Origin of the sequence: Bradyrhizobium xenonodulans (assembly GCF_027594865.1) — a bacterium.
Taxonomy (GTDB): domain Bacteria; phylum Pseudomonadota; class Alphaproteobacteria; order Rhizobiales; family Xanthobacteraceae; genus Bradyrhizobium; species Bradyrhizobium xenonodulans.
Window position 1 is genome coordinate 2,448,111 of the sequence record NZ_CP089391.1, and the last position, 12,604, is coordinate 2,460,714.

Consider the following 12,604-nt stretch of genomic DNA (forward strand, 5'->3'; position numbering starts at 1 on the left):
TCTTGCTTTGCTTCTTCCTTTGCCGTGATCGAAGACGCCCGAGCCCGGCCGGCGTGGGACCACCGGCCGGGCAAGACGTTGATGCCTTGGTTGCAGACGTTACTCAACCTTGATCATCCCCGCCATGTGCGGGTGCAACGAACAAAAATACTTGTAGTCGCCCGCATTGGTGAAGGTGAACGAGAACTTGTCGTCGGTGTCCAGGGTCTTGGACCTGAACTTGCCGGCCGACACCACGGTGTGGGGGATGTCGTCCCGGTTGGTCCAGGTCACGGTGGTGCCGACCTTGATCTTGAGCTCGGTCGGCTGGAAAACGAAGTTGTCGATATGCACGTCCATGTCGTCGGCACGGGCATTTGTTGCGGGCAGGAGGATGACCGCGGTCAAAGCGAGACCGAGGTCGACGCCGAAGTGGCGGCGATTGAGAGCCTTCATTGTCAGATTCCTGCATCAACCCTGGAGCGGCGTGTCGATGATCGCGAGCCGCTGCTCGTTCTGCTTGAAGTTGACGCTGGCAACGCCGAGCATGGAGCGGAGCCTGGCGTCCTCGACCTTCATCGGTCCGGGCGAGGGGGCGGCCCCCGGCGCCGGTTGCGGGAACGCGGTTGAGCGTGCGGTGTGGAAGGTGACGTTGCCCTCGACCTTCTGCATCACTTGGTGGATGTGGCCGTTCAGCACGGTGACCGAGCCGAAGCCTTTGACCTGTTCCAGCGCGCGGCCGCCGTCCTCGGTGCCCCAGCCCCATTCGGGATAGACGGTCCAGAGCGGGATGTGGGCGAACAGCACGATCGGCGTCGATTTCGACTTGCCGCGCAGATCGTCCTCGAGCCAGGCGAGCTGCTCGGCGCCGAGATTGCCGAGGCCGCCGGCCTTGAGGTCGACGACGTTGACGAGACCGATGAAGTGCACGCCGCCGGCGTCGAACGAATACCAGCCGGCACCCTTGGTCCCGCGGCCGTAGCGCTCGCGATAGAACTTCACCTCCTCATCGAGGAAGTCATGCTCGCCGGGCACATAGTGCACGTCGAGCTTGCTCTGCGAGATGATGCGGTCGGCATTGTCGAACTCGGCGGCCTTCGACAGATGCGTGATGTCGCCGGTGTGGATCATGAAGGACGGCTTGGTCGGCATCGCGTTGATCTTGCCCACGGCTTCCTCCAGCGTGCCGAGCGCGTTGGGATTGGCCGGCTTGTCGAAGCCGACATGGCTGTCGCTGATCTGGAGGAAGGTCATGCCGGGTGCGGCTGCGGTCGCAGCCTGCGCGGAATCGATGATGCCGAGCGAGCGCGGCACGCCGCCCGTGACGGTCCAGAGCACCCCGGTGCCCGCCCAGGTCATGCATTCCAGCACCTTGCGGCGGCTGACGCCGTCGTCCCCGTGATCGTGTCCGCTCATCGCACGTCTCCCTCGCCCGGAATTGGGCTTCGGGGAGGTGATTGGGTGGAGGCGGGGTTTATTCCCGTACGTCCAGCGTTGCCGGTCGAAATGGATGACGTTTTCGTGAGCGAACGAGCGAGGCTTGCTGTTCAGGCGCCCAAGGCTGGGTCACGCTAAGGCTGGGTCACACCAAGGCTGGGTCACGGTCAGGTTTACGCAGTGGTCTTCGGCTTGGGGACGAACTGCACAAAGCGTACTGAAGCGGCGGCGGGCTTTGCGTGTTCCTGGATGCGGTTGGCGAGGTCCAAGGCGTCCTCGCCGTGGCCAGAGACAGGCCGAAGCACCAGGCGGTCGGTTGTGTCCTCGGTCACTGAGACGTCGGAAGCATTCGGGGACAGAAATCTCATCACCTTGCGGCGCTGATCAGGGGTGTCGAACTCGACGCGTACCTCTGGCATTGCCACGATGACGGCTTTGTCACGCCTGTACACGGGTTGAAGGGCACCAGCCTCTTGAAGCAGCTGAATGATATCAGGGGTCAACGACGAGCGCGGCGTCACGAGGAAGCCGGCTCCTGCACGCACCGCCGTACCGGAGTCAGCGCTGACCTTGGCGTCCAGTCCCGCCTCTTTGGCGGCGGCTTGGTCGATCGCCACGTGCTCTTCGTCCGGCTCCAATTCCACCTTCTGGCCGGAGGCATAGTAGTACGTGCTCATATCGCAAGCATACAGCCTAATAGCGTTACAGGCCATAGGGTGGATCGGTGCCGCCCTGCACTGTGATTTCGGCCGCTACTTCCTTTCACGTGCCTTCTTTGCCTTTTTCTTTGTCGTTTTCTTTGTCGTCTTCTTGGGTGTTTTCTTGGCCTTTTTCCCGGCTGGCTTCACAGATGGAGGCCCTCCGGCGACCTTTGCGGCTGCCACCGCGCTTCCGACGTTGACCCTCCCCCAACCCAGCTCAGGCGTCCAAGTCGTTTGGCCCTGGATCTTCTTTGCGGTAGTGCCGAGCAAATTGCGGATGCTGGCAGCACTGAGCGCGGGGTTCGCGCTGATCATCAAGGCCGCTGCACCGGCAACCGCCGGCGTTGCGGAGGAGGTTCCGTTGAAGGTCTTCGTGAAATCGCCGGGGTCATAGCCCGCGGGCCCGGAGATATCTGTGGTCCAAATGAAGACACCCGGGGCTAGCAGATGCATGGTTGCGCCAAAGTTCGAGCCCCACCAATTTTCCCCGTCGGAGGAGGTTTTCGTCTTGCGCTCGTCGGCGGGATTGGAGGCGCCGACCGTGACATATCCAGGCAGGTTGCCGGGGAAGTCGATCGGGATCTGCGAATTACCTGCCGCGATGGCAACCACGGCACCCAGCCCATCGCGCCCTTGAGTTCGCGCACGTGCGAAGGCACGACTGATTGCGTCACTCGGAGCGCCGCCACCCCAGGAATTCGAGAGTACCGCAGCGCCTTGCCGCCAACACCAATCGATAGCATCGGCGGTCGCGAAGTCGTCGAAAATCCAGTGCCCACTGCCGTCATCCATGGCAATGCGCGCAGCGATGAGGGAGCAATTTGGGGCGATGCCCGGGAAAGTGTTGTCCCGTGACAACACAATGCCTGCGCATGCGGTGCCATGTGCATCGTTACCGGCGGGCATGGCCGAGTTGCCATTGCTTCCGATGAAGTCCTTTTCCGCGACCACCGCTGGTTTCAAAGAGGGATGGGCAGTGTCCACCCCCTCGTCAAGCACGGCGACTTTCACATCGGCGCTCCCACGGGTGATGGCCCATGCGGCCGCCACACCGATCTTGTTGTGAGACCAGGCTCCGGTCGGTGCCGATTTGTTGATGCGGGCAATGCGTCGAACAAAATTGGGCGTAGCAGATCCCACTTCCCGTTGTGTGAGAAGTTCAACGAGGCTGAACACTTGCTCGGTGGACTCGACACGCAGGAGCACCTTGCCATCAAGGCCTTCCTCGATCACCGTGGCTCCAAAGGCCTTCGCTGCCGCAAAATCAGCCTGCCTCAAACCTTCGGCGATCACAGTCTGTGTCAGGAGCGTTTGCGTGGATGAGGTCGAGATCGGTGACATAGCGCCGCGCCTCGTTCCATAGTTGGGACGCGCTGCTACGTCGGCTTGAACGACGGCAACATTTCCCAGATCGGGGATACGTGATCGCAGAACTGATGAAGCGCCGATGGCCTGTTCAATTGTTCGGGTATAGGCCGGCGCCGAGATATGAGCCGCTCGCCGGCCGACAGCAGGGAGCGGGACATCGCCCCCACCCAGATCGCCAAGATTAACGAGCGTCACCTCGTGCCACACTCCGAGCGCTTTATACCGAAGCATCTTGCCCCTCCGCGATTAGTCGGTTGGTTGACATCAAATCGGCGTTTAACTCGAACGATTGCCTAGCTCACATGCGAACAGAACTTCGCGAATCCGGCTTTACCCCTTGCGTTGAACAACAAGTCGCCCACCCGGCAAAGCCGACGTCTTTGCAGGCCTGCCGTAATCAAGAGCGGTCGCGATAACGCGACGTGCCACGTCCTTCTGCGAAGAGATTGCTGCCGACGTCCTTGCGGCCGACAACGCATCTAGAATTTCTCACATAGGTCGAGTGAATATACCAATTTTAGAATTATCGGGGGTGCAAGAAAAAATATTCAACTACTAGTATAGCACCTATGGTCGATCAGAACAGAGTTTTCTCGACCAGATTCAGAACGCGCTTCGGGTGCTACGCCGCGTCCCGGCACGAGACTTATTTTGCGAACTCTCTCACGGCCTCGACGACGGCGGTCGGCACTTCCTGCGCGACACAGTGCCCGGCGCCCTCAAAGAGCAGCGTGCTGGCGCGAGGAATCAGCGAGACGGCTCGCGTCGCCATCATCTTGTAGACCGCCGCCGACTTCGCGTTGGTCGCAACGCGCACCGGGCAGTCGATCTCGTCGAGCCCGGCAAACGGATTGCCGCGGCTATCGCCTGCATAGATCTGCTCCATCGCCTCGTAGATCGGGCCCAGCATCGCGAATTCGATTTCGGGCGTGCAGTGGAGCCGCACCCGGCCATTGCCGAGCGGCACGAAGCCGTGGCGCACATAGGCCCGAAGCGAGGTCTCTGTCCAATCCACGAACGTCGGTGTTGTGCGGTAGCGTTCGAATACGGCATCAGCACTATCAAATTCGGTGCGCCGGCGCAGGGTGCCCTGTAGTTGCGAAAGGGATTCCGCGGTCAATCCTCCGGAACGTGCCGCGCGCGGATCCATGATGGTCGGCTCCATCACAAACAGGCGCGTGAAAGATCCGGGCAGGAGCCTTGCCGCGAGCAGAAGATCGGTCGCGCCCGCGCTGTGGCCAATGCCGTAGACATTGTGCAGCTTCAACGCGTCGATCACCCGGCAGATATCGTTGGCAAAGTCCAGAAAATGATAGGCTCCGGGCTTGTGGCTCGCGCCATGGCCGCGACGGTCGAGCGCATAGACCGTGTAGGTCGAGGCGAGATCGCGCGCGACCTCGTCCCAGACGTCGGCGACGAAACCGGTGCCATGCACGAGCAGGGCGGGCGGCTTGCCGCTCTCGCCCCATTGCAGCATGGCGATCTCTGCGCCGGCGGGGCCGATCGAAAAGCGGTGTGGGTTGATCATGGTGACCGGGAGGCTACCTCGCATCCTCCAAAATCATCGCAGCACCCTTCTCGGCAATCATCGCGGTCGGGGTATTGGTGTTGCCCGAGGTGATGGTCGGCATGATCGAGGCGTCGATGATGCGCAAGCCTTCGAGGCCGTAGAATCGCAGCCGCTCGTCGACCACGGCCATTGGATCGCTCACCGCGCCCATCTTCGCCGTGCCGACGGGGTGGAAGATGGTGGTGCCGATGTCGCCGGCGGCTTTGGCGAGCGAGGCATCGTCGTCGCCGACGGTGGGGCCGGGCAGATATTCGCTCGGGCGATATTTTGCCAGCGCCTGCTGCTGCATCAGGCGGCGGGTGGTGCGGATGGCGTCGGCGCCGACCTGGCGATCGTCGTCGGTCGAGAGGTAATTCGGCGCGATGATCGGCTTCTCATCCGGGCTCGCCGAACGCAACCGCACGGTGCCGCGCGAGGTCGGCTGGAGATTGCAGGCGCTCACCGTGATCGCGGGGAAGCGGTGCAGGGGATCGCCGAACTTGTCGAGCGACAGCGGCTGCACGTGGAACTGGATGTTGGCCCGTGCGCGCGTCGCATCGGAGCGGGTGAAGATGCCGAGCTGCGACGGCGCCATGGTCAGCGGCCCGCGGCGGCGGAAGGCGTAGTCGAGCCCCATCAGGCCGCGGCGGAATAGGTTGTAATAGGTCTCGTTCAGCGTGCGCACACCCTCGACCTTGTAGATCGCGCGCTGCTGGAGATGGTCTTGCAGATTGCGGCCGATGCCGGGCTTGTCCATCACGATGTCGATGCCGAGCGGCGACAGCCAGTCGGCGGGGCCGATGCCGGAGCGATGCAGCACCTGCACCGAGCCGATCGAGCCGGCCGAGAGGACCACCTCGCGTTTCGCCCGCGCCTCGATGATCTCGCCGTTCTGGATGAAGCGCACGCCCACGGCACGGCCCTGCTCGATGATGAGACGGTCGACCAGCACGTGCTTCTCGAGCCGCAGATTGGGGCGGTTCAACGCCGGCTTGAGGAAGCCCCGCGCGGACGACCAGCGCCGGCCGCGCTTCTGGTTGACATGGAAGTAGCTGGTGCCTTCGTTGTCGCCGGTGTTGAAATCCTGGATGCGCTTGATGCCCATCTCCTCGGCGGCATCGCCGACGGCGTCGAGAACGTCCCATGATAGCCGCGGCGCCTCGATGCGCCAGCCGCCGCCGGCGCCGTGATGCTCGCTCGCGCCAAGGAAATGATCTTCCAGCCGCTTGAACAGCGGCAGCACATCGTCATAACCCCAGCCGGTCATGCCGAGCTGGCGCCAGTGATCGTAATCGCCCGCCTGGCCGCGCATCGAGATCATGGCGTTGATCGCCGAAGAGCCGCCGATCACCTTGCCGCGGGGATAGGCGAGCGCGCGACCGTTCAGGCCCGGCTCGGCCTCGGTCTTGAACATCCAGTCCGAGCGCGGATTGCCGATGGCGAAGAGGTAGCCGACCGGGATGTGGAACCAGATCCAGTTGTCGTCGCCGCCGGCTTCGAGGATGAGGACGCGGTTGTTGCGATCGGCCGACAGCCGGTTGGCGACGATGCAGCCCGCAGTGCCGGCTCCGACGACAATGTAGTCAAACTCACCTTCGAGCCGTCTTGGCATTCTGCTTCCACCCGGATGGTCACTTGACGTTCCGTCCTAATAGGCAGACGCGGCGGATCGGGACAAGCCCGGCCATGCCGGGCGGGCGGGGCTAGACCCCGGTCCCGGTGGTTGGGTGGACTGGCGCTTGCATGGTAGACAGTCCTGTATTTTCAACAAAGCTCGAGACCCTCCATGCCCATCGTGAACCGCGTCGCCGACCTTCAACCCGATATTCAGGCCTGGCGCCGGGACATCCATGAGCATCCGGAGCTGCTATACGACGTCCATCGCACTGCAGCATTCGTGGCTGACCGGCTGCGCGAGTTCGGCTGCGACGAGATCGTGACCGGCCTCGGCCAGACCGGCGTGGTCGGTGTGATCAAGGGCAGCAAGCCGCCCGGCGATGGGCTCAAGGTGATCGGCATGCGCGCCGATATGGATGCGCTGCCCGTCGACGAGCAGACCAACCTGCCTTACGCCTCCAAGACCCCGGGCAAGATGCACGCCTGCGGCCATGACGGCCACACCGCGATGCTGCTCGGCGCGGCCCGCTACCTCGCCGAGACCCGCAATTTCGCCGGCGATGCCGTGGTGATCTTCCAGCCGGCCGAGGAGGGCGGCGCCGGCGGCGCGGCCATGGTCAAGGACGGCCTGATGGAGCGCTTCGGCATCGAGCAGGTCTATGGCATGCACAACGGCCCCGGCATTCCGGTGGGCTCGTTCGCGATCCGGCCCGGTCCGATCATGGCGGCGACCGACGAGGTCGACATCAACATCGAAGGTCTCGGCGGCCATGCCGCGCGTCCGCATAAGTGCATCGATTCTGTCCTGGTCGGCGCGCAGGTGATCACCGCGTTGCAGTCGATCGTCGCGCGCAGCGTCGATCCCCTGGAATCGGCGGTGATCTCGATCTGCGAATTCCACGCCGGCAACGCCCGCAACGTCATCCCGCAGACCGCGACGCTGAAGGGCACCATCCGCACGCTGTCGCCTGACGTGCGCAAGCTGGTCGAGAAGCGCGTGCACGAGGTGGTCGCGGGCGTGGCGCAGATCACCGGCGCCAAGATCGACCTGCGCTACCAGCGCAATTATCCCGTCGTGAACAATCACGCCGCGGAGACCGAAGTGGCGCGGCGCATCGCGAAGCAAGTCGCGGGCGATGCCAATGTGCACGAGATGCCGCCGTTGATGGGCGGCGAGGATTTCGCCTATATGCTGGAAGCGCGCCCCGGCGCCTTCATCTTCTGCGGCAACGGCGACAGCGCCGGCCTGCATCACCCCGCCTATAATTTTGACGACGATGCGATCGTCTACGGCACGTCCTACTGGGTCAAGCTGGTTGAGGAGCAGCTCGCGGCGTCGTAAGGCCGAGCGCGAAGCAGAAATGAAAAGGGCCCGTGCATTGCACGGGCCCTTTGTCTTTGCGGGATCTGATCGGCCTTTAGAAGATGCGCGAGAAGATCACGTAGAGCGTGGCCGACAGCATGATCGCGCAGGGCAGCGTCAGCACCCAGGCCATCAGCAGGTTGCGGATGGTCGCCATTTGCAGGCCCGAACCGTTCGCGGCCATGGTGCCCGCGACGCCGGACGACAGCACGTGCGTGGTCGAGACCGGCAGGCCGAACACGTCGGCTGCGCCGATCGTGGCGGCGGCGACGAGCTCGGCGGACGCGCCTTGCGCATAGGTCAGATGGGTCTTGCCGATCTTCTCACCGACCGTGATCACGATGCGCTTCCAGCCGATCATGGTCCCGAGGCCGAGCGCGATGGCGACCGCGATCTTCACCCAGTTCGGGATGAACTTCGTGGCAGCGTCGAGCGAGCCCTTGTAGGTGTTGAGGACCGCGACCTCGTCCTTGCTGAGATCGTTTTCCTTGTCCTTCATCAGGAAGCGGATCGCTTCCGAAGTCAGGTACATGTCGTTGCGGGTGTTGCCGACGGCTTCCGCCGGCACCTTGTTCAGCGAACCATATTTGGCGACCTGATCGCCGACGTCCTTCACGAGCACGGCGAGCGAGGGGTAGGTGCCTTCGTTGAGCTTGTGCAGCGCGATGTACTGCGTCACCGCCGGACGGGGATCGCCGATGATGTTGTGGCCGGCGCCCTTGGCGGCGATCACCTTGGAGGCGGCTTCCGACGTCTTCTGGAACTGGGCGACCTGCGATTCCGGCAGCGCGCGGTTGAGCGCGTAGGCGGTCGGCACGGTACCGATCAGGATCAGCATGATCAGGCCCATGCCCTTCTGGCCGTCATTGGAGCCGTGCGCGAAGCTGACGCCGGTGCAGGTCGCGATCAGAAGGCCACGGATCCAGAGCGGCGGCGCCTTGTTGCCTTCGGGCGCCGAATACAGGGCCGGGTTGCGCACGATGAACTTGAGCAGCAGCAACAGCACGGCGGCGCAGATGAAGCCGAACAGCGGCGACAGCAGCAGCGCGTAGCCGATCTCGGTGGCCTTGCTCCAGTCCACGCCCGAGGTGCCGTCGCGGCCGCGCATGACGGCGTTGGCGATGCCGACGCCGATGATCGAGCCGATCAGCGTATGCGAGGAGGAGGCGGGCAGGCCGAAATACCAGGTGCCGAGGTTCCACAGGATCGCGGCGATCAGCAGCGCGAACACCATCGCGAAGCCGGCGCTGGAGCCGACCTGGAGGATCAGCTCGACCGGCAGCAGCGAGACGATGCCGAAGGCGACCGCGCCGGAGGACAGCAGCACGCCGAGGAAGTTGAAGAAGCCCGACCACATCACCGCGAATTCGGCCGGCAGCGAGTGGGTGTAGATCACGGTCGCCACCGCGTTGGCGGTGTCGTGGAAGCCGTTGACGAACTCGAAGCCGAGCGCGATCAGGAGCGCGACGAACAGCAGGATGTAGGGCAGGTAGCTCGTGACCCGCGTGCCTGTCGCGTTGATGTCTGCATAGATGCTGTAGGCGACGAACAGCAGGCCCGCGGCGAGGATGCCGAAGAACAGGATCATCGTCAGAGGATTGAAGCCCTTGTCGAGATTTGGCCTGGAAGCCGGCTGGACAGGCGTCGGATCGCCTACCGCACGGTCGAATGCAACATCTGTCATTTTTGGACGCCCCTTAACTGATTGGAAGGGCTATTGTCCGCGATGGATTTGAAGGCTGGATGACAACCAGCGCTTGAAAGCCGTTTTCCCACCTGTATTTAGGCGGCGCGCGCGGCTTTCCTCTGCAAGCTGGCGGCGATCTTCAAATCTTCGACAAAACGCTGATATTCCAACACTTTGGCCTCCGGATCAGGCAGCCGCAGCAGATAGGACGGGTGCACCGTCACGAGCGCCTTGCGTCCGTCGGGCAGGTCGATGAGCCGGCCGCGGGTCTTGCCGATGGGGGTGATCTTGCCGAACACGCTTTGCGCGGCGGTAGCGCCCATCGCCACGACGAGGTCGGGCTGAACGGCCGCCAGCTCCCGCTCATACCATTGCCGGCATGCCCGGATCTCCGGCGTGTTCGGCTTCTGGTGCAGACGGATTTTTCCGCGCGGCACGAATTTGAAGTGCTTCACCGCGTTGGTCACATAGACCTTCTTGCGGTCGACGCCGGCTTCCGCCAGCGCACGGTCGAGCATCTGGCCGGCGGGGCCGACGAAGGGATGGCCGGCGAGGTCTTCCTTGTCGCCGGGCTGCTCGCCGACCAGCATGATATTGGCGGACTTCGGGCCTTCGCCGAACACGGTCTGGGTCGCGTCCTTGTAGAGGTGACAGGCGCGACAATGCGCGGCTTCCTCGCGAAGCGCTTCGAGATCGTCGGCGGTGGTCTTGCGTGTCATCGGAGCCTCCGGCCGCTTCTGAGGCTTGTGCGGATCGGTTGCGGCGTTGGCGATCATGGCGCCGGTCATGCGCTCGGCATCCTCGATCAAAGGCTTAATGATCGAAGCCTCGGGCAGGTTCCTCCAGTATTTCTTCGGCATCTCGGCCTGCATCGCCTTCACCTTCAGGCGCGCCGGATTGAAGATGCTGGTGTAGTAGCGCCGCCATGTCTCCTCCAGCCGGTCTTCGCCCGGTGCCTCGCTCTTGCTGACGCCCGGTGTGAACGAGAGCGCGTGGCCGTCCCAATGGGCGCAGAGGTCGGGTGTCAGGATCGACCAGGGCATGTCGGCAAAGCGCTTGGCGAAGAACGGTGCGGCGAGTTCGACGATGTGATGCTCCGGCTCGAACCAGGCGACGTAGTGTGCTGCGCGCTCGCGGCCGATCTCGCGGAAGCGCACGAAGGCATGCATCTTGTGCTCGTCGCGACGGATCGCTCGTGCCATCGCAATGACCTGCGCGACATCAGGGTCGGTCGCGACCTCGATGAGATCGTGATTGTCTTTCAATCGCCAGAGCAGGCGATAGAGGATCGCAAATCGCTCGGGATCACGGTGCAGGATCGCAGCCTTGGCGAGCTCGACGAATTTTGTCGATACGTTGAAGGTGCCATCGTTCACCTCGAGGATCGGTGACGGCGAGGGCGATGCGAACAGATCGGTTTCGCCGCCCTGCACGGCCCAGGTGACATCGGTGGGCTGCACATGATGAAGCACGAGGCTGCGTGCGGCTTTGCGCCAGGCGTCGAAATCGGTCTCGGTGTCGAGGGTGATGTACTGCATCAGAAGCCAAGCCCCAGTTGCTTTGCCTTCGGCTTGAACCGCTCGATCAGCCCGACAGCATCGAGGCGATGCGGCGCGGGCCGGTGATCGCTGAGGACGATGAACGGCAGCGCCTTGTGCTTGGGCACGTGCAGCCGCGCCAGATCGGCGAGGCGGATCGTGGTGGTGCGCCGCGTCGCGATGATGCGCTCGACCGCCTTGGTGCCGAAGCCGGGCACGCGCAACAGCTCCTCGCGGCTGGCGCGGTTGACGTCGAGCGGAAAACGGTCGCGATGGCGCAGTGCCCAGGCCAGCTTTGGATCGATCTCGAGCGGCAGCATCGCGCTGTCGTCGACGATCTCGCCGACATCAAAGCCGTAGAACCGCATCAGCCAGTCGGCCTGGTAGAGCCGGTGCTCGCGCAGCAAGGGTGGCTGTACCAGAGGCAGTGCGCGGCTCGCATCAGGGATCGGGCTGAACGCGGAATAGTAGACGCGCCTCAGCCTGTACGAGCCATAGAGATTGGCACTGGTGTGGAGAATGGTGTGGTCGGAGGCGTTATCTGCACCGACGATCATCTGCGTACTTTGTCCGGCCGGCGCGAAGCGCTGAGGTTTTGTCTTTGTCTTCGCGCTGCGGCTGTCCTCGGCCTCGTCGAGCTTCAGCCGCAGCCGGCCCATGGTGCGGCGGATCGCGCGCACATCCTTCTCCGGCGCGAATTGCTGCAGGCTCGTTTCCTCAGGCATCTCGATGTTGATGGAGAGGCGGTCGGCATATTTGCCGGCTTCCGCAATCAGCGCGTCGTCGGCTTCCGGAATGGTCTTGAGATGAATGTAGCCGCGGAAGTGATGCTCCTCGCGCAGCTTGCGTGCGACGCTGACCACCTGCTCCATGGTGTAGTCGGGGTTGCGAATGATGCCGGACGAGAGAAACAGTCCCTCGATGTAATTGCGCCGGTAGAAGTCGAGCGTGAGCTTGACCACCTCGTCCACGGTGAAGCGGGCGCGAGGCACGTTGGAGGAGGCGCGGTTGACGCAATAGAGGCAGTCGTAATTGCAGGCGTTGGTCAGCAGCACCTTGAGCAGCGAGATGCAGCGTCCGTCCGGCGCGTAGGAATGGCAGATGCCCATGCCGGGCGCGGTCGAGCCCATGCCCTTGCCGTCGCTGGAATCCCGCTTCTCGGTGCCGCTGGAGGCGCAGGACGCGTCGTATTTGGCGGCGTCCGCGAGAATTTCCAGCTTGCGTTGTACGTCCATCCTGGAATCCCTTTGATTCAACTTACGAATCCGGATGAGCACCAATTCGATTGACTCACCCGATCCCGTTAGCTTTATATTAGAACATATCATGAACAAATGAGCCAGCCGCAGGTTCTTATTTTTGAGA

General features: G+C 63.2%; 10 protein-coding genes. 1 reads left to right on the forward strand and 9 read right to left on the reverse strand.

What is annotated here, in order from left to right:
* Positions 1–99 precede the first annotated feature (99 nt).
* From I3J27_RS11445 to I3J27_RS11470, 6 genes are all read right to left on the reverse strand, one after another.
* Positions 100–435 (reverse strand): cupredoxin domain-containing protein, encoded by a 336-nt coding sequence (locus tag I3J27_RS11445; RefSeq protein ID WP_270168906.1) that lies wholly within the window; start codon positions 433–435, stop codon positions 100–102.
* Positions 436–450: 15 nt separating this feature from the next.
* Positions 451–1,395, reverse strand: a complete 945-nt coding sequence (locus tag I3J27_RS11450) for a metallophosphoesterase family protein (protein WP_270168915.1) — start codon at positions 1,393–1,395, stop codon at positions 451–453.
* A gap of 194 nt (positions 1,396–1,589) precedes the next feature.
* Positions 1,590–2,093, reverse strand: a complete 504-nt coding sequence (locus tag I3J27_RS11455; RefSeq protein WP_270168917.1) for a hypothetical protein — start codon at positions 2,091–2,093, stop codon at positions 1,590–1,592.
* A 75-nt stretch (positions 2,094–2,168) separates the two neighbouring features.
* On the reverse strand, positions 2,169–3,716 hold the full coding sequence (locus I3J27_RS11460) for a S8 family serine peptidase (protein ID WP_270168930.1): 1,548 nt from the start codon (positions 3,714–3,716) through the stop codon (positions 2,169–2,171).
* Between the two features lie 415 nt (positions 3,717–4,131).
* Positions 4,132–5,013 carry an alpha/beta fold hydrolase gene (locus tag I3J27_RS11465; RefSeq protein WP_270172698.1) on the reverse strand — a complete coding sequence of 294 codons (882 nt, stop codon included), beginning with the start codon at positions 5,011–5,013 and terminating at the stop codon, positions 4,132–4,134.
* 13 nt (positions 5,014–5,026) lie between these two features.
* Positions 5,027–6,646, reverse strand: coding sequence for a GMC family oxidoreductase (locus I3J27_RS11470; RefSeq protein WP_270168946.1), 1,620 nt, complete (start codon positions 6,644–6,646; stop codon positions 5,027–5,029).
* A 174-nt stretch (positions 6,647–6,820) separates the two neighbouring features.
* Between I3J27_RS11470 and I3J27_RS11475 the strand changes: the two genes are divergently transcribed.
* Positions 6,821–7,993: a M20 aminoacylase family protein gene (locus tag I3J27_RS11475; RefSeq protein WP_270168948.1), complete on the forward strand. Its 1,173-nt coding sequence runs from the start codon at positions 6,821–6,823 to the stop codon at positions 7,991–7,993.
* 76 nt (positions 7,994–8,069) lie between these two features.
* Here I3J27_RS11475 and I3J27_RS11480 read toward each other — a convergent pair whose 3' ends face one another.
* The 3 genes from I3J27_RS11480 to I3J27_RS11490 all read right to left on the reverse strand — a co-directional run bounded on the left by I3J27_RS11480 (position 8,070) and on the right by I3J27_RS11490 (position 12,474).
* Positions 8,070–9,698, reverse strand: a complete 1,629-nt coding sequence (locus I3J27_RS11480; RefSeq protein ID WP_270168950.1) for an inorganic phosphate transporter — start codon at positions 9,696–9,698, stop codon at positions 8,070–8,072.
* Positions 9,699–9,796: 98 nt separating this feature from the next.
* Complete coding sequence (locus tag I3J27_RS11485) at positions 9,797–11,239, reverse strand: UdgX family uracil-DNA binding protein (RefSeq protein WP_270168952.1); 1,443 nt, start codon at positions 11,237–11,239, stop codon at positions 9,797–9,799.
* Positions 11,239–12,474 carry a putative DNA modification/repair radical SAM protein gene (locus tag I3J27_RS11490; protein WP_270168954.1) on the reverse strand — a complete coding sequence of 412 codons (1,236 nt, stop codon included), beginning with the start codon at positions 12,472–12,474 and terminating at the stop codon, positions 11,239–11,241. Before I3J27_RS11490 ends, I3J27_RS11485 begins: the two co-directional genes overlap by 1 nt.
* Between the last annotated feature and the right edge of the window lie 130 nt (positions 12,475–12,604).